Consider the following 22,279-nt stretch of genomic DNA (forward strand, 5'->3'; position numbering starts at 1 on the left):
CTCTGGTTACCTCATCCTTTTGGCCGGCACGCCAGCCACAGTCACATCATTTGGAATATCACTGACGACCGCCGAACCGGCGCCAACCAACACGCGCTCGCCGATGCGAACCAGTTGACGCACGCTGGTGCCAATACCGATCCAGCTCAAGTCCCCCACTTGCACACCACCTGCTAGCAGTACTCCGGGACTGATATGCACAGCATCGCCCAACACACAATCATGATCGATGCTGCAGCTAGTATTGAGAATGGCACCTTGACCTATGCATACCTCTGCATTCACCACAGCCCCAGCGAATACCACCGTTCCCTGACCAACAGCGGCGTATCGACTTACGATGGCGGCGGGATGAACCAGTGTCACCAGACAAGCCCCCGCCGCTCGCAACTCAAGCAGCTTGGCGTGACGGATACGGTTATTGCCGATAGCCACCACAACGCCATCAAAGTCGGCTAACCGGCCCATCAGAGCTGCGCTATCGCCGACAACCGACCAAGCAGCATTTGCATGAAGTCCAGGCCAAGCGTCATCGAAAAACTCGACAGTCTGCCACCCACAACATTCGGCGGTATCAGCGACCACCTTGCCATGCCCGCTAGCCCCGAGGATGGCCAGTCTCATCACGACTTACCGCCGGTAAATTTGGCCATGGTCGCCTCCCCAACCGCACTGATACCGTCACGCACAACCACCTTCTTGATGGTCAGGAAGATGATTTTCAGATCCAGCCAGAATGAGCGATTGTCCACGTACCAGATATCCAGCTTGAACTTCTCGTCCCAGCTCAACGCGTTGCGCCCATTGATCTGTGCCCACCCGGTAACTCCGGGACGCACTTCATGGCGCCGATACTGCTCGGGACTGTAAAGGGGTAGGTATTCCATCAGCAGTGGGCGCGGACCTACCAGGCTCATGTCGCCTTTGAGCACGTTCCACAATTCCGGCAACTCGTCCAGGCTACTGGAGCGCAGAAAACTACCGAACGGCGTCATGCGTTCAGAATCTGGCAGTGACTTGCCTGCCGCATCCACAGCATCGCGCATGGTGCGGAACTTGATCATCTCGAATGGCCGACCATTCAGGCCAGGACGCACCTGACGAAAGAGCACTGGCGAGCCTAGTCTGCGCCGGATTTGCCAGGCGACAACTGCGATGATCGGCGAAAGCAACAGCAGGCCAAAGGCCGAGGCTACTATGTCGAACAGACGTTTAAACATCAGACTTCCTTTGCGCCAGCCAGTTTTTTGAATATCTGCCCGAAGCGGCCAGCGCCCACACTCAAGGAAAGCTTTTCCTGGTAGAAGCGACGGCTGTTTATTGCCATTGCATTGCGCTCGTCAGAGCCAGCTTGCATCAGGGACAGTGCAGCATCTGCAATTGCCTGAGGATTTTCCGACTCCGCGATTTGGCCACAACCACTATCCCGTACCAGGTCCGCAGCATCGCCATTTACCGCCATAAGGATCGGTTTGCCAACTGCCATGTAGGCCTGGGTCTTGGATGGGATGGTGATGGTGAACAGAGGATCTTTTTTCAGGTGCACCAACAGGACGTCCGCAGCGTTGAGGTAGTTACCGACCTCAGTCATTGGCACGGGGGGTAGAAAGGTTACGTTGGAAAGGGACTCGTCCGCAGCAAGTTGTTGCAGGCGTCTCACTTCTACACCACCTCCAAGGAAGACGAAGGTCAAGTCCGGGGCTTGCTGCTGCAGCAACTCGGCAGCGCGAAGCACTGCATCCAGCGCCTGTGCCTTGCCCATATTTCCGGCAAACAGAATACGAAACTTGTCCTTGCCAAGAAATGCCGCAGGAACAACACCCTGCGGATCCGTCAGTGAATCTTCGGCGCACCAGTTGTAGATCACCTCGATCTTGACAGCCGGTACGCCTCGTTCGATCAGCAGGCGCTTGAAGCCCGGTGACAGAACTACCAATTGATCGGCCCGCCGATAGACCCAATCGCATACTCGGGATACAACGTACAAGGCTTTCTCGTTGGAGAACATCCCAGTTGCACGCAAGGTATCCGGCCACATGTCCTGAATGTCGTAAACCACTGGGACGCGGCGAAACAGACGAATCAGTACCGCTGTGATACCCATGGTAAGGGGCGGATGATAAGCATAGATAACATCTGGACGCTTGGCTGCAAACAAGCCGTAAAACAGGGAACTGGCTGCGAAACTCACATAATTGAGTACTCGTCCCACTGCGCCCTGATCATGACTTGGATAAAGTGGTACCCGCGTCACCTGAACCCCGTCAATCAGCTCGCGTTGCAGCCACTTGAGCGAGTATCCAGGGTAGATCTTACCGCCCGGGTAATTAGGGAAACCGGTCACCACCTCGACATCGAAGCCCTGCCTAATCAACTCACGAGCAAAGTCCATGCCTTTGAAAGTTGGCTCAGGTTCGAACCACTGAGTTAGCAAGAGAACACGAATAGCCACGCGACTCAGTACCTCTTCCAGACAGTACGCATCACATAGTCACGATAACTGTGCACGATGCGTACTACCTTGTCGGATACGTTAGGCATGCTGTAGTCGCCGACCAGACGCAGACTGCGTTCATCACCACAGACCTGGCTTTCCAGAATCTGCAGCGCCTGCATAACGCGCTCAACTTCCAGACCAACCATCATCACCGCAGCTTCTTCCATGCCTTCCGGGCGCTCATGGGCCTCACGGATATTCAATGCCGGAAAGTTGAGGATCGAGGACTCTTCATTGATGGTGCCACTGTCCGACAGCACCGCCTTGGCGGTGAGCTGCAGCTTGTTGTAGTCCTTGAACCCCAGCGGTTTGAGTAGGCGCACGTTTGCATGAAACTGCACGCCCATGGCATCCACGCGCTTCTGGGTACGCGGGTGGGTCGAGATGATTACCGGATAGCCGTAATGCTCAGCCACGGTATTGAGTACCGCAACCAGCTTGAGGAAATTCTGGTCGGAGTCGATATTTTCTTCGCGATGGGCGCTGACCACAAAGAACTTGCCTGCGTCCAGCCCCAGGCGCGCCAGTACGTCAGATGCTTCGATCCCGTCACGGTAGTGGTTGAGCACTTCGAACATCGGACTACCGGTCTTGATCACCATATCTGGCGGTAGGCCCTCACGTAGCAGGTAATCACGCGCGATAGTGCTGTAAGTCAGATTAATATCAGCGGTGTGATCGACGATCCGGCGGTTGATTTCTTCAGGCACGCGCATATCAAAGCAGCGGTTGCCAGCTTCCATATGGAAGGTCGGAATCTTGCGACGCTTTGCTGGAATCACTGCCATGCAGCTGTTGGTATCGCCCAACACCAGCAAGGCCTCGGGTTGCACTTCAGCCAGCACACGATCCACGGCAATGATTACGTTACCGATAGTCTCGGCACCTGATGCACCTGCGGCGTTAAGAAAGTGATCCGGTTTACGAATACTCAGATCATCAAAGAAAATCTGATTCAGTTCATAGTCGTAATTCTGGCCGGTATGCACCAGCACATGTTCACAATGCTCGTCCAGCTTGGCCATGACGCGCGACAAGCGAATAATTTCCGGGCGGGTGCCGACCACGGTGACAACTTTCAGCTTTTTCATTGCAAATCCTTGTTCAAAGCGACTTAGGCTTCGGTGCCGACTGGACAAGTGAAGGTGTCCGGATGCTCACGGTCGAAAATCTCGTTAGCCCAGAGCATCACGATCATGTCCTCATCACCCACGTTGGTGATGTCATGGGTCCAGCCGGGTACTGTTTCAACGATTTCCGGTTGTTCACCATCGGTGAACAATTCATAAAATTCGCCCGAGACAATTTGGCGAAAGCGAAAACAGGCATTGCCTTTGATGACCAGAAATTTCTCGGTCTTGGAGTGGTGGTAGTGTCCGCCACGGGTGATGCCCGGATGAGCGGTAAAGTAAGAGAACTGTCCGGAGTCTTTGGTCTTGAGCATTTCCACGAACACGCCACGCTGATCACCATACTTCGGCACGTCATAGGTGAAGCGCTCGGGCGGCAGATAGCTCAGGTAGGTAGAGTACAGCGCCCGTACCAAACCCGTACCTACGGGTTCGGTTACGAGTGACTTGCGACTATCGCGGAAGGCATAAAGCTGCTCGGCCAGTTCGCCGACGGTAATACTGTACTGCGGGTCGATACTCGCGAATGGTTCAGCGGTCGACTTGCCATCCATTACCTCGATGAAGTGCGCGACCACATCGTCGATATACACAAGGTTGATCCGGGCATGTGGATCGTTTATCTGGATCGGCAGATCTCTAGCAATGTTGTGGCAGAAGGTCGCTACCGCCGAGTTGTAATTCGGCCGGGCCCACTTGCCAAACACATTGGGCAAACGGAACAGGTGCACCGCAGAACCATGCTGGCTGGACAGTTCGAGCAAGGCTTCCTCGGCGCCACGCTTGCTGCTGCCATAAGGGTTGTCCTGCTGAGCTTGGCTAGATGAGGTGTAAAGCACGGGCACAGGCTTGCCACTGGCCTTGACTGCATCACAGAGTGCTTGAGTCAGATCGATGTTCCCGGTTTTGAACTCTTGCGTATTCTGCGGACGGTTTACGCCGGCCAAATGAAACACAAAGTCGACTGTGGTCACCAACGCCGGTAATAAAGCCACATCATCACCGCGGATAAAACGTAGCACCTCGACATCTTTGCGCTCGCTCAGATGCATGGCCAAGTTTTTACCCACGAATCCATTGGAACCCGTGATCAGTACTTTCATCGCTTACTCCTCAGCCGCTACGTGTTCACCACGCTGGATCGCGCGCATGAAATCGAGCTTGAGCAATAAACGCTGCATGCCCTCGACGTCCAACCGTTCGGTGTTATGCGAGTTGTAATCTTCAGTACGGGAAATTTTCTCCTCTCCCTGCTCCACGAACTTGGCGTAGTTCAGGTCTCGCAGATCTGGCGGCACACGAAAGTACTGGCCCCGGTCCTCGGCACAGGCCATTTCCTCACGACTAAGCAGAGCCTCGTATAGTTTCTCGCCATGGCGGGTACCGATTACTTGGATAGGGTGCTCGGGTTTTTCGAGCATCCGAGTCAGTGCCTTAGCCAAAGTTTCTACAGTGGCTGCCGGCGCCTTCTGCACAAACATATCGCCATTATTGCCATGCTCGAAGGCATACAGCACCAGATCCACAGCATCAGCCAGCGTCATCATAAAGCGGGTCATGTTTGGATCGGTCAGCGTCAACGGCACGCCGGCGCGGATCTGCTCGATAAACAACGGAATCACCGAGCCACGCGATGCCATTACATTACCGTAACGAGTACCGCAAATTACTGTTTTGTCGTCATCTGCATTGCGCGACTTGGCAACCATGACTTTTTCCATCATCGCCTTGGAGATTCCCATGGCATTGATAGGGTAAACGGCCTTGTCAGTGCTCAAACAAACTACACGCTTGACGCCATTCTGGATGGCAGCTTCCAGCACGTTTTCGGTGCCCAACACATTGGTCTTTACTGCTTCCATTGGATGAAATTCGCAGGAAGGTACCTGCTTCAATGCGGCGGCATGGAAAATATAGTCCACACCACGAGTAGCATTAAGCACACTTTGGTAGTCGCGGACATCACCAATATAGAATTTCAGTTTGGAGTTGGCATAGCGCTTGCGCATGTCATCCTGCTTCTTCTCGTCACGGCTGAAAATACGAATTTCGGCAATGTCAGTGTCGAGGAAGCGTTTGAGGACGGCATTACCAAAAGAACCCGTACCACCGCTAATCAACAGCCTCTTTCCATTAAAAATCATTTATGCACCTATTTAAAAAATTAACCATTTTAGAACCAACAGCTATTGTATTCTTATTACTCCTAACAAACTCCCCCCCACGCGCGGATTTGCGACGAACGAGCGTCTCATCTATGGAGAAAAACTCTTCTAGCGCAGTAGCAATTCCAGCAACTGAAAACTCACTGATAATATTCAAATACTCATAGTACTCTTCTGGAATACCTTCAAGTTTGGTTGTAAGAACAGGAACACCGCTTGACATGTACTCTAGCAATTTAGAGGGGAACGAATAGCGCGTATACTTTTCTTTCGGATCTCTACTTAGAACCAAAAGATCACAAGAATTTTGGATACTCAACACATCATCTGGTGGCAAAAAGCCCAGATATTTAACACCTACGTGCCTGGCCGAAACCTCATCAAGATAACTCTCCAAATCTCCACGCCCACAAATCCACAACTGCGCATCAATATTACTCTCAATAAAGCCTTCTACTAACTCACGAATACCATAGGATCTATTTACTCCCCCCGCATAGAAAATAACTTTCTGGCTGCGCATTTCGCTAGCTAAAACAGCTCTTTCATCCACAGACAGATCTCCACTTACTCCTTCTGCTATCCCCTCTACCACAAGATAAGGCAAACTTCTCCAGCGTGGATTATCCTCAATCATGTACTTTGTTGAAACAAACACACCAGAGGATAAAGAAACGAGAAAGTTAATAATTTCGTTATCAAGCTTCTTTAAAAATCTAGAAAAGAAAGATCGCTTCAACCCCATATCCATAAACAGAGGTAGATCAGGTAAAAAAACAAAAAATGGTATTTTATAAATTCTTGAAAAAACATAAGACGACAACAAGTAAGGAGAATGTGCAGAATAAACAAATACAGCGTCTGCACGTCCGCGGCTCAACATACAGAAGATTGATGAAAAAAATCTAGAAGGCATTTTAAGTAAAGGCGTATTTATAAAGGGGAAAATTTTACCATTTTGCCCATTATCACTTGAAAATAGCCCAGAAGGGAGTACAGCCCTCTTATTCATCGGGTAAGTTGTTACCGCAATACTCCCCAAGACATTAACAGATTCACCGCCCTGGGCAAGTGAATTTAAAATTCGACTTTCCAACTTGTAAGCTGCCACTTGTGGAAACCGATCACCCTTTGAATACCTTTCAAAATACTCATCGCCCACATAATAACCAAGATACATAATTTTATTTTTCATCTAACTTATAGCCCTGGCTTGAAAAAGCACCCATTAAAAAGAAGAAGAAAACAGCAACATTAGGGATAAGAAGAGCATCCCAAAGACTGGAAAACACTATAAGCACAATCAAGCAAAGTCTAAACACCCATTTCCTGAATACCTTTCCACAATTCGCACCTGCCCGATAAACAACAGCCACCAAAAACACAATGTAAAAAAAAGCTGCAGGAAAACCCATCTTCCAGAATAGGGTTATATATTGATTATGCGGACTCAACCCTGCTAGATCTGCATATCCACTGATGCTTTGCACATGCAAACCAAACCCTCCAAACGACACACCACTAAATGGACTGTTGAATATTTGTTCCAAAGCCACCCTATACAAAGTTAATCGACCACTAGATACATAATCTAAATCACCAGCAGCCAACCCATTAATTACTTGATTAATTTTTTCAACGCCAATTCCTTCTTGATAAGCAATTGAAAACAAGCTTACCCCCATAAAAATAACAACAATAACAAATACGCCTCCTAAATAAAAATTACTCTTAATTAAATCCTTGTGAAGACCGAGGTACAAAATAGATATTGCAACAATAGCCATGCGAGACAATGAACCGAGCACAAGATAGAACGCTATGGCTAAACTCATGAAAAGAAGCGCACGAACCACTACAGAAAACCTGTATTCAGATAAAGCAAGAGACAGCATGAATGCAAGCAAAACATAGTATGCTGCCAGGGAATTCACACCGTAAGCCCCGAATAAAGGCACGCCAAAAAAACTACCGTTAATTGATGAATTCGACCTAACAATAAAATTATCAAATACAGCTATGGAGAGAAAAACAGGTAGTATTAAAATCGACGACATTACTGCCGACCCTTTAATGAATCTTAAAAAATCCTCATTACTTGAAATAATTACAGCCCCAGCAAAATACGCGAAACACGGTTTAAACAAAAAAACTAATGAAAGAACACTTGAATAACCAATACTACCGTACTTGACCAAGCCAATCATCACAGAGACAAAAGCAAAAAATATTGACAATATGAGAACGCAAGCCTCCAAAGTATATATTCTATAAGCAATCAACAAGAATCCAATAACACAGACCATATCTGAAAGAGGAACACCAGTATCTTTATAATCAAAAACACTAAACGGGAAAATTATTAAAAAAGCAATAATTAAAATCACTTAGCCACCACCCTAGCAGCTCCGAGCTTACTCCACTCAACCCCACGGTAGAGGACAAATACAGATAAAACCATAAAACCCACAGTCCAACAAACATATTTAATATGCCACTCTGCTTGTGAAAATACTGAATCCAATAAAAGCGAGTAAATTAATCCCAAAAACCAACAAAACAATGAAATAATTAATGGCTGCATAAGGCATGGATAAAACTGCAATTTCTTAAAAGTACTACCCAAGACCAATCCTGTATATAAGGCCTGTGAAACCAAGATACCAATAGCAATTCCATATAGCCCCAAAAAATAAGCCCCAGTAAAACTCAAAACAATTGAAACCAGACCTGAGAAAAGTGCATATCTCGCCATTAGCGATATCCTCTTATGGACTTCTAGTCTTTTCTGAAGGTAAATAGACACGCAGCCCAAAAATACACTAACGAAAATTATAAATATAACCAACTTAGGTAAATATATTTCTTTCCCTGCTGCAAACTCGAATAAATGAAAGCCAACAAACTGCCAAGCAGTCCAAAATAGAGAAAATACAATAATCAGGAGCCCTATGGAACTCTCGATAGTTTTGCTGTCAAAATACCCTCGCCGAAATCTGTCGATAATAATCGGATGAACCAACATCAGCAATGGCATACTAAGAAGACCAGAAGCACCAACAAACAAATCTTTCAACGATAAATACGCATCTCCTAGCTCAATATTAAAAAAGCTCACTGCAAATCTCTCGCCGCCTGAAACGGCAAGAACACCAAACATCCACAGCACTAATGGTGAGCCATATTTAAATACCAAATTAAAAGTTGAAACGAGTCTATTAAAATCAAAATAAATGTTTCTTACACTAAAAATCCCAGACAATTTAAAGAACAAATAAATTACCGAAACAACAAACCCCACACCCATTGCAACTATTGCACATTCGAACCTAGGCCCGTAAATTTTGAATAAAATCAACAACATCAAAATTTGCGAACATCCTTGAAACATAACAGAATACAGCTGTTGCTTTATAAGCACTTCAGACTGAAATATAGCCGAAACTAAAAAATAAAAAATTTGCGACAGACACAGAAAAATTACGCAGTAAAAAACAGCGGACCCTGAAATGAAGAAACCTGCAATCAATGCAGCTATAACAGAAGCCACTGGAGAAATCAGTATTACCAATATTATGCAGTCAAACAAAAACTCTTCTTTGCTCTCACGGCTAGGGAGAAAATAAAGAATTGAATTAGCCAACCATCCAATACACAATTGCATAGCAATCAAAGAACATATAATACTTATCGAATAGTTTACATACTGACCATCAAATAATTTCCCGTACAAGAAAACCACAAAAAATACGCCCACTAAAGCCGGAACTAATTTCACTGGCACATAGAAAATCAGTTTTATAAAAAAATTCATAAGTTTAACACTTTGATATCCTTCAGACTCGAACAACGATATTTGTTCATGTCGCGCGGAGAGGAACAACAATCAAGCAATGGTAACTTCTCGATGAAGACAAGCCTCCGATGTCAATTATTTTTTCTCATTATTGATGAAGTGGAAGACAACCAGATAAATTAAAAAGGCCAAATCTCATAGGTCATGATCTTTTATTCAAAAATATGATACGGTATTAAGCAGCTCTCCTTAATATTTTCATCTTAGATGATCAAATCATGATGCATCAAAACTTTAATCGCACGTACCAACATTGACTCATATCTCCGGCACGAACGAATATTTGTCCAACTATTTCTTTGAGGTACTCTTCATAGTTACATTCAGTCTCTGCAACCAGCCTGCCTTACACATTTCAGCTTCCTTCTCACAACACCACTCAAGCTTCTTTAGCAAAAGTTCACCACGCATTTGTCTGCCAGGAGAACCGCGCTTGTTCTTGAAAATGTTACCGACATTTTCCTACTGCACTCAACCATGGAGTCTCTGACAGTCTTGCTGCATTCACTCACATCCATGTCTCACGCGGCGATAGCGGACGCAGTGCGCTTACAAAGCTCCAAGCGGGTCCACCTACAGAAAGCGAGTGCAGCACATGCCTGGAAGCGGTTTGATCTCAGACACGCTACCGCCCCAGGATTTACCGTTGGTTTCCTGAGAACGTCAAAATCATCGAATTTTACTGGATTAGCCAGGGTGCAGCCTTGATCTCGGCCAGTGCCGAGGGGTGTTCAGTTCTTGACGATGCTCACCAGCGGCATGCTGATCTGGTGCTGGCGATTGAGCATATTGAGCAGCAGTAGAACACGCTGCTCGCCATCCATGGCCACGAAGATGGCGTCCAGCTCGGCAAAGCCCCCTTCGGTAATACGTACGCTATCCCCCGCTTCGAGGGCTGGTTTAACGGGTGCCGTTGTACGGTGTTGCAAGCGCTCGATCAAGCTGTCATCGAGTCGCAGCGGCATACCGCCAAAACCCACTATTCGACTGACCCCGCGGGTCGAGCGCAGAGGGGCCCAGTTGGCATCGGCGGCCAGTTGGATGAATAGATAACCGGGGAACAACGATTCGGCGATGATTTGCCGACGGCCACGCACGATCCGCTCACAGCTGTGTTGCGGCCGATAGCAAGGGTAGCCCTGGCGTAGCAGGTTCTCTTCTGCACGCTCATCCTGGCGGGACTTGCAGTGCACGAGGTACCAACCAGGGGCCGTACCTGAGATGCAGGCGGTTGTTGTGGCAGTTACATTCATAAAGGTAACAAGCTAATCGGCGCAGCAGCTGCAGACCGACAGTTCACTCCTGTGTGCAGCTGGCTTGATTGGGCCGGCTGCAGGGTTCGTTTCAACCTAACCAAGTGTTTAGGATGGACTTTTTACCGTTGAGGCCACATTTGTCGGAGTCGCCAGAGATGCCGGTTATGAGACGACCCGCTGGCTACTGAAAAATAGGTGATTTACGGCTGCTGCATTTCCTCATCAATGCAGGTGAAAAACTAGCGCTTGAAGTCAAGCATCGTTGCGGCCGCTCGGAATTGATAGCTCCAGGTTCCGATGGGCCTGCCTGTAGTGTGCCTTGATCCGTTCGCCATGGACGATGCGCACCTGGCTGGGCCAGCTGCGCATGCGTCTGACGAAGCCCAACAAACCTTTCTGATCCGCATGGGCCGAATAGCCGCCTATGGTATTGATTTTGGCTCCAATCTTGTAGCGCTCTCCGTCAAAATAGACGTAACCGCCGCGCTCACCATACATCTGGATCGCTCGACCGGGTGTGCCTTGTGCCTGATAACCGATGAAGAGTACGTCATGTCGGGGATCGTGGAGCATGGCTTTCAGGTAATTGACAATTCGACCGCTGCTGCACATTCCGTTCCCGGCGATGACGATGGCCGGACGAGCGGTAGCTGCCAGGTGGCGCACCATGGCCAGATGGGCCTGGTGGCTGTCGACGGTCAGCAGTTGCTCGAAACCCAGCGGGTTGCGGCCCTGCTTGACGCGCTGCAGCGCCTCGTTGTCCCAGAAGGGTTTCAGCTCGCGGTAAACCCGGGTGAAACGGCTAGCCAAGGGCGAATCGAGAATGATCGGTAATGTCGGCCAGTCGATCTCGACTGTGCTGCCGCCGCCAACCCCGGCCTTGCCTACCGACGGGATTGAGGGATCACGGGCGGCTCTGCTCGTTTGCCCCTTGCGACCGGCATCGATTTTTTTGCTGTGGATGATGCCTTCCAGTTCGTAGAGCAGTTCCTGGGTGCGACCGATGCTGAAGGCGGGGATCAGTACGGTGCCGTTATTGGCCAGGGCTTGTTCGATGACGCCTTCCAGGCGCTTGCGCCGGGTGCGCCGATCTTCGTGCAGGCGGTCGCCGTAGGTGCTCTCGATTACCAGGATGTCGGCGCGATACGGCGGCTTGGGGGCGGGCAGTAGCGGCGCATGCGGCGCACCCAAGTCGCCAGAGAAGACGATGCGTTTCTTCTTTCCGGTCTCGGGGTAATGCAGGTCGATCTCTACGTAGGCCGAGCCGAGGATATGCCCGGCGCGCTGCAGTCGGATGCGGCAGATAAGGCGCTCGCTGTCATGCAGAGTAAACCAGGTCTTGTAGGGCAAAGCGATGATGCGCTGTTCAACCAGCTTGAGGTAGCGCTCGACCTGCTTCTGATCGCGACTGAAACCCAGCTTGAAGGCGTCTTCCAGGACAATGGGCAGCAGCTTGGCCGAAGGTTCGCTACAGAGAATCGGGCCCTTGAAACCAGCAGCCAGCAGATAGGGAATACGCCCGACGTGATCGATATGCACATGGGTGGCGACCAAGGCCTGGATCGTATCCAGGGGAAATTCGATGGCCAGTCGATCAGCCGCGGATTTGCCTTCAGCCGAGATTTCCGCGCCCTGGAACAGGCCGCAGTCGATCAGCAGGCTGTGTTCAGTGTCCATCAGCAGTGGATGGCAGGAGCCGGTCACGCCGTCTTTGGCACCGTGATGCAAAATGTCGGGGTAATCCATGTGATTGATCTCTGTTAATCCATTAACGATGGCCGGCGATTGCAGCCGAGCCGGATGCGGTTCTTTACTGCGGCCTGGGCCGCTTGTGTGTATCGAGCGCGTCACGGCTGTGGGTGCGGAGCTGCATCCCCACGCAGAGCGTGGGAACGATCAACGCCCGCGTTTACACACGTAGCAGGAGCCAGTCACGCCATTTGGCGCCGTAGTGGAGAATGCCCTCCGTTATCGCTTGCCATACAGCATCAGGCTTTGGCGGAGCGTTTTCTCAGCATCAGGCGAATCAATGCGATAAACACGCCGAGCATGCCGCCCAGCACCACACCCAGTGCCACTATCAGCGGCTTCTTCGGCTTGATGGGCTGATCCGGCACCTCGATTCCCCCATCTTGGCGTGCAACAGCCACTTTTTCTGGATCAAGTTGCATACCCTCATAGAAGGCGTACTTTTCCTCCAGATTGCGCAGGTTAGGGATAAAGGGATCATCCGAGGTGCGAGCTTTCAGGACACTGATCTCTGCACGCAGCGCTTTGGAACCGCGCATATACATCAGGTCGCCATCCATGAAGGCAGACAGCTGTTCGGCTATTTGGCCACTGATTACTGGGGCATTCTCCAAACCCAGCGCCTCAGCCACCACCAAAGCTTCCTGGAGCCGAATAATCCGATCCTCACGGCGAGCCTTGGCGAACACACGCAGGGTTTTGATCTCCTGTTGAACCTGAGTCCCCTTCACCTCAACCTCTCGGTGAATGTTTTGCAGCATCTCATCGAGCGCCAACCGGGTCACAAGATCGATATACCCTTTGGCCCACTCGGCGGCCTGCGCCGGGTCATGATGCTCGACGACGACGGTATAGCGATCCGGTTGGTTTTTGTCCGGCGCTTTGACACTGAGTGTTTTAGCAAAACTAGCGTAGAGCGCATCCTGGGAACCGGAACGCGACCCTTCGCTCAGAGAGGGCAAGTAGACCTCTCGGAAAAACTCGCGCCGAGCGTCATCACCTTGCAAGTTTCGGGTAACCACGGCATACACATCGGCTACCGCAAAAGACTTGAGTTCGCCGTTGCCACCACGCCCCAAGTTGAAGCCGGCGATATTGCTAAGCGAGGGTGGCAGTAAAGCGGCACGCGCCTCATATACCGGCTGGCTGAAAAAGGCATACGAAGCTGCACCCACAGCGAACACCAAAGTAATCAGGGCTATCAGCCATTTTTGCGTCCACAGGCCGTAGAACAGCTCAACCAGATCGATTTCATCTTCACTATTAACTTGGCGCGGATATGTTGGTTCGGTCACTGTAGATCCAACTGTTGTCAAAAATTCGATTATTCAGACGTAACGCCGCTCGCATAGCAGAGGGCTTCGCAGGGGCGCATTCTGCCAGCAACGCCATGCAATACAACCCCCCTAGCGACCAGTCGCGTGGCTCAGTCTAGGGCATCCAGACCTTTACTAACGAACAAACGGTGTGGAACAGATCGCATTGAAGTACCCCGCCTGGGCGCAACACAACCGGGGTCAGGAGCACTGCGCAGTGGGCGTCAAGCGAGCACATTAATTATGTGTGGGGCCGCTGCAACATATTACGCAGCAAGGCGATAAACAGTCCGAGCATGCCGCCCAGCACCAGACCCAAGGCCAGAATCAGGGCCTTCTTCGGCTTGATTGGCTTGATCGGCTGCATCGCCGACTGGTCGACAGTGGCCAGCTTCAGGGTTGAAACATCGACATCAAGGCTGCGCAAGCGCGCAGCCTCTTCACGCCAGCTGGCCAACTTCTTGAGAAACAGGTCTTCGTTTTCCCGCTTGTTGAGTACTTCGATCTGCCGATTGTTCGCCAGCAATTGCAGTTCCTTGGCGATCTGCGCGACACGCGGCTCGGTGAAGTCGTCGGAACGGCGTTGGAGCAAGGCATTGCGCTCGGCCTCGAGCGCTTCGCTGCCCATGAAATAGAGCGGTATCTGCTGGCTGTTCACCTCGGTGCGGATCACGCTGCCCTGCGAAACCCGCTCGCCCTCACCCAGAGCCGAAGGGGTGGTCGGCTTGATGATGCCAAGGGTCTTGGCGATGCGAATGGATTCATCCAGTTGGGCAATCCGGTTGTTGCGACGCGTCTTGAGCTGTTGGCGCAGGGCCTTGAGCTCGTCTTGCAACTCTGCACGCTTGAGGCTGTCGGCCTCTAGCAGCGCGGCAATTCTCGATTCTTTGGTCGCTTCATAGCTCGCGCGCGCCGCGGCGATCTGCAGTTCGAGCTGGTTCAGGCGGTTCTGAATGACCACGGCCAGGTCGGCGGCGATACGCTGGCGCTCAAGCTGAAAGCTGTACTCGACCAGGTCATTGACTAAGGTGACGCCGTTGACGCCCTCGGGATAAGTCAACTGGATGCCGATGTAGGCACTCAGGTTATCGGTTTTCTTCGTATCGGGCTGGAGCATCTTGAAGGCTTGCTGGTTAAAGCTTTCAAAGGTCTGTTCAAGGCTGCGCTTGGGCAGACGCAGGCTTTCGAACAATCCCTGGTTGGCGCGAAAGAACTCAAGACGAGTGTCGTAAGACTCCAAGCTTGCACCGACACGCCGCATGGCCTGGCCTGGGGTGAGTTCGTAAACACCCATACGGTTAAGCGCATCAAGGTCTTTGATCAGGGCCGGGCGCAGCACGCTTTGCACCTGGTATTGAGGCGTCGCCAGAAAGGCATATGCCGCTGCCAACAAGCCGACCAGCAGCGTGATGGAGACAATCAGTAGTTTTTGCTTCCAGAGCGCGCGGAAAAGGGCAGCCAGGTCGATTTCATCACTGGAGGTTTGCGGCATCGCTTGGGAAATTGCATTCACGATCAAGATCCATCTTCGGAAAGGGCTTCACTAATGCGCCAGCAGGCAGACAACGATCCTTGGGCTTGCTTTCCGCTGCGGCTATTGCTCAAGAGCAGACGGAATCAGGGCCTGCGTCAATCCTGCCAGCAGTGATTGCGCGGCATTGTGCCAGCAGCGTATGACATTACAAGCCTTGACAGCGGCTTGGTCGCTACGAACGGATAGAAGGGAACCTGGTGACAGCTATCACAACCCATGTGGAGCGCGGGCCGCAAGGGTTGGCCAGAGTTCAGGGTAGCTGCGCAAATAGTTACTCACTCGTTTTTACACCACTCTTGACCACGCATCTCTTGCCTATTAAGGCAAAGTGTTCGGCCTGCAAGTCCCGCAGAGCTACGTAAGCTCAATAGCCGGAGCTGCTTTTGTAGGATGCATATGGGCTCATCCTGCAGACGGGATCTATGTACCACGTATGAAGGAGTCGTTCCCGTCACGGTCGAGTGCAGCAATACCCATCGTTGATCACTATCTCGCATTTTCTTCCGAATATGCTCATCGGTAGCAAATGCAAACCTGCCTGGTGATGGGAATAGCTGCGCTCATCCTACGCGGCCCGACGGATCGCCGTTCGCACCATCCTAGGGTCGCGCAGGGGTTGGAGTGTGTTGCTGGACAGCAGCCATGATGAGCTCCAGCGTGATCCGAGGAGCTGATCTAGCCAACCACGCTCAGGCCATTTGTCTTCTCGGGCGTACTAAATTGCGCAGCAAGGCCACGAAAAAGCCAAGCATCAGCCCCCCTACCCCACCCAAGGCGATGATCATGGCCTTCTTCGGCTTGACTGGTGCCAGCGGTTCGAGCGCTTGCTGATCCAGCCGCACCAGCTTTAATGCACTGGTATCGAACTTGATCCCCTTGAGTTGCGCCGCTTCCTGACGCCACTCCGCTAGATCCTTGAGGTAGAGATCTTCGTTCTGGCGCTTTTCGAGAATTTCTACCTGGCGGTTTTGGTTCAGCAGCGTCAGCTCCTTCTCGATCTCGGCAATTCGCGGTTCGATGAAGTCATCCGAGCGGCGGGCGTTCAATGCCTCGCGCTCGGCCTTCAAGGCTGCGCTGCCCATGAAATAGAGCGGAATTTCTCGGCTGTTTACCTCGGTACGCACCACTTGCCCCTGACGCTGCGACTCAGACATTGACGAGGGGGTGGTGGGGTTCTCGATACCCAGCGATTCGGCAATCTGGATAGCTTCGTCCAGAACCGCGATGCGTGACTGACGACGGGTTTTCAATTCGCCGCGCAATGCGCGGAGTTCATCCTGCAACTGGGCGCGGGTCAAGGTGTCCTGTTCGAGCAGGGCGGCGATCCGTGCCTCTTTGCTCGCGGCATAGCTGGCGCGTGCCGCGTTAATCTTCTGTTCGATGTTAAGCAACCTATTGGCCACCAGCACCTGCAAATCCGAGTCTATTCGCGCCCGCTCGGTATCCAGCACAAAGGTGACGAAGCCGTTGATCACCTCCACTCCCTCCACGCCCCGCGGGTAGGTCAGCGACAGACCAACAAACTCGCTCTGGCCAGCAGTTTTTTTAGGGTCGACTTGCAGCATGGTGAACGACGTTCGATTGAACGCCTCAAAAGCCTGCTCCAACGAACGGTTCGGCCCGATCAGACCGCTGAAAAGCGCCTGATGATCGCGAAAAAATGCCAGGCGATTTTCATAAGATGAGAGCCCTGAGCCAACGCGGCTGAGCGCTTCAGATGGGGTCAACTCGTAAACGCCGGTGCTATTCAGCTCATCAAGACTACCGCGATCAACCGGACGCAATATGCTCTGCACCTGGTAGTGCGGCGTGGCCAGAAACGCATAGGCAGCGGCCATAAGAGTTACCAATGCGGCAACAGCCAAGATCAGAAACTTTTGCTTGAACAGGGATTGAAACAGTTTGACCAAGTCGATCTCGTCATCGTTAAAGGATCGCGGGGATTGGTCTTGCATATTTAGGGAGGCTCCGAAACAAACAGTTTTCTAATGCTCATCCCTAAGCAGCCTGCTGAGGCCATTAGCCGGCCATCAGAGTTGATATCCACACACATCAAGAGGAAATATGGCAGCTTTTGGCGAAAAAGGTTCCATGAACCCTGCAATTTGTGCGAAGCAGAGCAAAAAGCAGCTAATTCATGACTGAACTGTGCATTGCGCTGAAAAAGCAGGCAAACCAACTGCGGCCATGGGGCGACACACATGAGTGAAGGTAGATGATCCGCGAGCGCCGGGCGTCACTCGCCAGAGGCGGTGCACCATGGGTTCGGCGGCGCGGCGCAAAAGCTGGCGGGTTGTCGCTTCGCTCCGAAGCCGCCCTACGTACATCCGCTGACACGAAGAAATGCGCTAGGACAGAACAGGCACAGCCCTACTCGTCTTCATTGACCCGATCGCGCAGCTCTTTGCCCGGTTTGAAATGCGGTACAAATTTTCCATCGAGGCGAACCGAATCACCGGTTTTCGGGTTACGCCCAACACGGGGTGCGCGGTAGTGCAGAGAAAAACTGCCGAAGCCGCGGATTTCAATGCGGTCACCCGTAGCCAAAGCTTGGGACATCTGTTCCAGCATGGTTTTGATGGCCAGCTCGACATCTTTGTTTGAGAGCTGCCCCTGATGGGTGACGATCCTTTCGATCAACTCCGACTTGGTCATGTTTTTCCCTTCTTTTTCAAGCGGCTAGATCACTCGATAGAATGGTTTTAGCACGCTGCCCAGCATTTGAACAGCCCGAAAATCAATGGATTAGGGGGGATTGCGGTGTTCGTTGCCTTGGAAGAAGGGCTGACCTCGGCATGATGCTTTCGATTGTTGGCCATACGTTGTCCACTATCGCTGCGGGGCGCGTAACCCACATGGATGTGGGAAATGCCGCAAGCCCGTCAGGAACGGGCACGCCCTCCTACAAGGATTTGTGGTGCTGGTTACCTTTGTAGGAGGGTCCGGGCGGCGTTTCGTGACCTCGGCGCGATGCTTTGGCTTGTTGGGCGGACGTTGTCCGCTATCGCCGCGGGACGCGTGACCCACATGGATGTGGGAAATGCCGCAAGCCCGTCAGGAACGGGCACGGCCCTCATACAGGGAAATGCGCGGCCTGTTGCTCTTGCGGGAAGATTCTGGCGGTGTTCCGTTACCCCGGCGCGATGCTTTGCTTGTTGAGCGGACGTTGTCCGCTATCGCCGCGAGGGCGCGCCTCCTACAGGGAGATGCGGGGCCTGTTGCTCTTGTGGGAAGTTCCGGGCGGCGGTCCGCGACCCGGTGCGATGGGTTTACTGCTGCAGTTCCTGTTCGCTGAACATGTCGCTGAACAGCATGCTGCTCAGGTAGCGCTCACCGGAGTCGGGCAGGATGACCACGATGGTCTTGCCTTGCATGGCCGGTTCGGCGGCAATGCGCAGGGCGGCGGCCATGGCGGCGCCGCAGGAGATGCCGCAGAGGATGCCTTCTTCACGCATCAACCGCTGCGCCACAGCCTTGGCGTCCTCGTCGCTGACCTGTTCGACGCGATCGACCATGCTCAGGTCGAGGTTGTTCGGCACGAAGCCGGCACCGATGCCCTGAATCTTGTGCGGGCTGGGCTTGACCTCGTCGCCAGCGATGGTCTGGCTGATCACCGGCGAGCTGATCGGCTCGACCGCGACCGAGAGAATCGGCTTGCCCTGGGTTTGCTTGATGTAACGCGACACGCCGGTAATGGTGCCGCCGGTGCCGACGCCGGAGACCAGCACATCGACTGCGCCATCGGTGTCGTTCCAGATTTCCGGGCCGGTGGTTGCTTCGTGGATCGCCGGGTTGGCCGGGTTGTTGAACTGCTGCGGCATGTAATATTTGGCGGGGTCGGCGGCGGCAATTTCCGCGGCCTGCTCAATGGCGCCTTTCATGCCCTTGGCCGGCTCGGTCAGCACCAATTCTGCGCCCAGGGCCTTGAGCACCTTGCGCCGCTCCAGGCTCATGGAGGCAGGCATGGTCAGCAACAATTGGTAGCCGCGCGCCGCGGCGACGAAGGCCAGGCCGATCCCGGTGTTGCCCGAGGTCGGTTCGACGATGGTCATGCCGGGCTTGAGCACACCCCGCTCCTCCGCGTCCCAAACCATGCTGGCGCCGATCCGGCATTTCACCGAATAGGCTGGGTTGCGCCCTTCGATCTTGGCCAGGATGGTGACACCCGCCGGGCCGAGGCGGTTGATCTTGACCAGCGGGGTGTTGCCGATGGTTTGTGCGTTGTCTGCAAAGATGCGGCTCATGGCGGTGTCCTTGTGCTTGCTGCCGGGAGAAAGCCTTGAAGCCTATGATGCTCAGGCGCGGCCGTCCAGCGCGGCGAAACCGGTTCGCGACTCGAGCCGACTGCAGTGACGAGCATAGCGTGACCCGCCATTCAGTGACTGAATGGCGCGTCTGCGTTCACAGTCACCGGGACTGCGCGGTATAGTCGCCTTTTCAAATACTGAACCCGCGGGTATTGCCCGACGCGTTACCGTTCGAGGATTTACCGATGAAGTTCGAAGGCACCCAGTCGTACGTCGCCACCGACGACCTCAAGCTCGCGGTCAACGCCGCCATTACCCTGGAGCGTCCGCTGCTGGTCAAGGGCGAACCGGGCACCGGCAAGACCATGCTCGCCGAGCAACTGGCCGAGTCCTTCGGCGCCAAGTTGATTACCTGGCACATCAAGTCCACCACCAAGGCCCACCAGGGGCTGTACGAGTACGACGCAGTCAGCCGCCTGCGCGATTCGCAGCTGGATTCCGACAAGGTCAACGACGTTCGCAACTACATCAAGAAGGGCAAGCTGTGGGAAGCCTTCGAGGCCGAGGAGCGGGTGATCCTGCTGATCGACGAAATCGACAAGGCCGACATCGAGTTCCCCAACGACCTGCTGCAAGAACTCGACAAGATGGAGTTCTACGTCTACGAGACCGACGAGACGATCAAGGCCAAGCTGCGCCCGATCATCATCATCACCTCAAACAATGAGAAGGAGCTGCCGGACGCCTTCCTGCGCCGCTGCTTCTTCCACTACATCGCCTTCCCGGACCGCGTGACCCTGCAGAAGATCGTCGACGTGCACTACCCGAACATCAAGAAGGATCTGGTGGCCGAGGCGCTGGACGTGTTCTTCGACGTGCGCAAGGTGCCGGGCCTGAAGAAGAAGCCCTCGACCAGCGAACTGGTCGACTGGCTCAAGCTGCTGATGGCCGACAATATCGGCGAAGCGGTGCTGCGCGAACGCGATCCGACCAAGGCCATCCCGCCGCTGGCCGGCGCCCTGGTGAAGAACGAGCAGGACGTGCAACTGCTCGAGCGCCTGGCCTTCATGAGCCGCCGCGCCAGTCGTTAAGCCACGCTTTTGCAGAGTGGGTCGGGCCGCGCAGCTTAGCGCAGCCTAACCCACCGACCAGCCGCCAGGCTGGCCAAAACGGTGCCGATGGCATCGATGGTGAGTTACACCGCTACGCGGCTAACCCACCCTACGGATACTTGTGAGGACGCAGCCATGCTGCTCAACCTGTTCAATGAAATGCGCGCGGCCAAGGTGCCAGTATCGGTGCGCGAGCTGCTCGACCTGATCAACGCGTTGAAACACAACGTGGTGTTTGCCGACATGGACGAGTTCTACTATCTCGCCCGGGCGATCCTGGTCAAGGACGAGCGCCACTTCGACAAGTTCGACCGGGCCTTCGGTGCCTACTTCAAGGGTCTGGAAAACCTCAACCAGCACATCGAGGCGTTGATCCCCGACGAGTGGCTGCGCAAGGAATTCGAGCGTTCGCTGAGCGACGAGGAACGCGCCAAGATCGAGTCCTTGGGCGGCCTGGACAAGCTGATCGAGGAGTTCAAGAAGCGCCTGGAAGAACAGAAGGAACGCCACGAAGGCGGCAACAAGTGGATCGGCACCGGCGGCACCAGCCCGTTCGGCTCCGGCGGCTTCAACCCGGAAGGCATCCGCGTCGGCGATGCCGGCAAGCGCCAGGGCAAGGCGGTCAAGGTCTGGGATCAGCGCGAGTACAAGAACCTCGACGACCAGGTCGAACTGGGCACGCGCAACATCAAGATCGCCCTGCGCCGCCTGCGCAAGTTCGCTCGCCAGGGCGCCCAGGACGAGCTGGACCTGGACGGCACCATCGACCACACCGCCAAGGACGGCGGCCTGCTGAATATCCAGATGCGTCCGGAGCGGCGCAACACGGTCAAACTGCTGATTCTGTTCGACATCGGCGGCTCGATGGATGCCCACGTCAAGGTCTGCGAAGAGCTGTTCTCGGCCTGCAAGACCGAGTTCAAGCACATGGAGTATTTCTACTTCCACAACTGTGTGTACGAATCGGTGTGGAAGAACAACCTGCGGCGCAGCTCCGAACGCTTCTCCACCCAGGATGTTCTGAATAAATACGGCGCCGACTACAAGGTGGTATTAGTCGGCGACGCGGCCATGGCGCCTTATGAGATCACCCAGGCCGGCGGCAGCGTTGAGCACTGGAACGAGGAGCCGGGCTACGTGTGGATCAAGCGGTTCATGGAGAAGTACAAGAAGCTCATCTGGATCAACCCCTACCCCAAGGACGCCTGGGGCTACACCGCCTCGACCAATATCATGCGCGAGCTGCTGGAAGACAAGATGTACCCGCTGACGCTGCAAGGCTTGGAAGACGGTATGAAGTTCCTGTCCAAGTAGGTCACCCCGCAGAATCGGCGCGCCTTGGGTTGGCCCAGGCGGCGTTCCGTTCGGAGCGTAGCGACAGCCCGCCAGATATTTGCCGCGCCGATAAACCAAGGGG

Annotated in this window: 18 protein-coding genes; 2 read left to right on the forward strand and 16 right to left on the reverse strand. The window is 53.1% G+C overall.

Annotation, left to right across the window (positions count from 1 at the left end):
* Positions 1–6: 6 nt before the first annotated feature.
* The 16 genes from LJY18_RS18015 to cysK form a co-directional block, all read right to left on the reverse strand.
* Entirely contained in the window at positions 7–627 is a 621-nt protein-coding gene (locus tag LJY18_RS18015; RefSeq protein WP_238043194.1) for an acetyltransferase, read from the reverse strand.
* Positions 624–1,220: a sugar transferase gene (locus LJY18_RS18020; RefSeq protein ID WP_238043195.1), complete on the reverse strand. Its 597-nt coding sequence runs from the start codon at positions 1,218–1,220 to the stop codon at positions 624–626. The genes LJY18_RS18015 and LJY18_RS18020 overlap by 4 nt, the downstream gene beginning before the upstream one ends.
* Positions 1,220–2,452, reverse strand: a complete 1,233-nt coding sequence (locus tag LJY18_RS18025) for a glycosyltransferase family 4 protein (RefSeq protein WP_238043196.1) — start codon at positions 2,450–2,452, stop codon at positions 1,220–1,222. Before LJY18_RS18025 ends, LJY18_RS18020 begins: the two co-directional genes overlap by 1 nt.
* 5 nt (positions 2,453–2,457) lie before the next feature.
* Positions 2,458–3,588, reverse strand: a complete 1,131-nt coding sequence (wecB, locus tag LJY18_RS18030) for a non-hydrolyzing UDP-N-acetylglucosamine 2-epimerase (protein ID WP_238043197.1) — start codon at positions 3,586–3,588, stop codon at positions 2,458–2,460.
* A 23-nt stretch (positions 3,589–3,611) separates the two neighbouring features.
* Positions 3,612–4,730: a UDP-2-acetamido-2,6-beta-L-arabino-hexul-4-ose reductase gene (gene wbjC / locus LJY18_RS18035; RefSeq protein WP_238043198.1), complete on the reverse strand. Its 1,119-nt coding sequence runs from the start codon at positions 4,728–4,730 to the stop codon at positions 3,612–3,614.
* A 3-nt stretch (positions 4,731–4,733) separates the two neighbouring features.
* A complete protein-coding gene (locus LJY18_RS18040; protein WP_238043411.1) occupies positions 4,734–5,768 on the reverse strand; it encodes a polysaccharide biosynthesis protein in 1,035 nt (344 codons plus the stop codon).
* Entirely contained in the window at positions 5,761–6,987 is a 1,227-nt protein-coding gene (locus tag LJY18_RS18045) for a glycosyltransferase (RefSeq protein ID WP_238043199.1), read from the reverse strand. The genes LJY18_RS18040 and LJY18_RS18045 overlap by 8 nt, the downstream gene beginning before the upstream one ends.
* Entirely contained in the window at positions 6,977–8,179 is a 1,203-nt protein-coding gene (locus LJY18_RS22590; RefSeq protein WP_238043200.1) for an O-antigen ligase family protein, read from the reverse strand. Before LJY18_RS22590 ends, LJY18_RS18045 begins: the two co-directional genes overlap by 11 nt.
* Positions 8,176–9,606, reverse strand: a complete 1,431-nt coding sequence (locus LJY18_RS18055) for a sugar transporter (protein WP_238043201.1) — start codon at positions 9,604–9,606, stop codon at positions 8,176–8,178. Before LJY18_RS18055 ends, LJY18_RS22590 begins: the two co-directional genes overlap by 4 nt.
* Before the next feature lie 773 nt (positions 9,607–10,379).
* Positions 10,380–10,901, reverse strand: coding sequence for a transcription/translation regulatory transformer protein RfaH (gene rfaH, locus LJY18_RS18060; RefSeq protein WP_238043203.1), 522 nt, complete (start codon positions 10,899–10,901; stop codon positions 10,380–10,382).
* Between the two features lie 255 nt (positions 10,902–11,156).
* A complete protein-coding gene (locus LJY18_RS18065; RefSeq protein WP_238043206.1) occupies positions 11,157–12,650 on the reverse strand; it encodes an MBL fold metallo-hydrolase in 1,494 nt (497 codons plus the stop codon).
* A gap of 242 nt (positions 12,651–12,892) precedes the next feature.
* Positions 12,893–13,948: an LPS O-antigen chain length determinant protein WzzB gene (locus tag LJY18_RS18070; RefSeq protein ID WP_238043208.1), complete on the reverse strand. Its 1,056-nt coding sequence runs from the start codon at positions 13,946–13,948 to the stop codon at positions 12,893–12,895.
* Between the two features lie 262 nt (positions 13,949–14,210).
* Positions 14,211–15,482, reverse strand: coding sequence for a Wzz/FepE/Etk N-terminal domain-containing protein (locus tag LJY18_RS18075; RefSeq protein WP_238043210.1), 1,272 nt, complete (start codon positions 15,480–15,482; stop codon positions 14,211–14,213).
* A 710-nt stretch (positions 15,483–16,192) separates the two neighbouring features.
* The gene (locus LJY18_RS18080) at positions 16,193–17,458 is read right to left on the reverse strand and encodes a Wzz/FepE/Etk N-terminal domain-containing protein (protein WP_238043211.1); all 1,266 of its coding nucleotides are present in this window, start codon (positions 17,456–17,458) and stop codon (positions 16,193–16,195) included.
* Between the two features lie 415 nt (positions 17,459–17,873).
* Positions 17,874–18,158 carry an integration host factor subunit beta gene (ihfB, locus tag LJY18_RS18085; RefSeq protein ID WP_172149193.1) on the reverse strand — a complete coding sequence of 95 codons (285 nt, stop codon included), beginning with the start codon at positions 18,156–18,158 and terminating at the stop codon, positions 17,874–17,876.
* 614 nt (positions 18,159–18,772) lie between these two features.
* On the reverse strand, positions 18,773–19,747 hold the full coding sequence (cysK, locus tag LJY18_RS18090) for a cysteine synthase A (RefSeq protein ID WP_238043212.1): 975 nt from the start codon (positions 19,745–19,747) through the stop codon (positions 18,773–18,775).
* 248 nt (positions 19,748–19,995) lie between these two features.
* On the opposite strand from cysK, the gene LJY18_RS18095 reads away from it, so the two are divergent.
* Both LJY18_RS18095 and LJY18_RS18100 read left to right on the forward strand, forming a co-directional pair.
* Positions 19,996–20,841 carry an AAA family ATPase gene (locus LJY18_RS18095; protein ID WP_079202284.1) on the forward strand — a complete coding sequence of 282 codons (846 nt, stop codon included), beginning with the start codon at positions 19,996–19,998 and terminating at the stop codon, positions 20,839–20,841.
* A gap of 156 nt (positions 20,842–20,997) precedes the next feature.
* Positions 20,998–22,176: a vWA domain-containing protein gene (locus LJY18_RS18100; protein ID WP_238043213.1), complete on the forward strand. Its 1,179-nt coding sequence runs from the start codon at positions 20,998–21,000 to the stop codon at positions 22,174–22,176.
* Positions 22,177–22,279 lie beyond the last annotated feature (103 nt).

It is taken from the genome of Pseudomonas sp. MMS21 TM103, assembly GCF_022132145.1.
Classification (GTDB): domain Bacteria; phylum Pseudomonadota; class Gammaproteobacteria; order Pseudomonadales; family Pseudomonadaceae; genus Aquipseudomonas.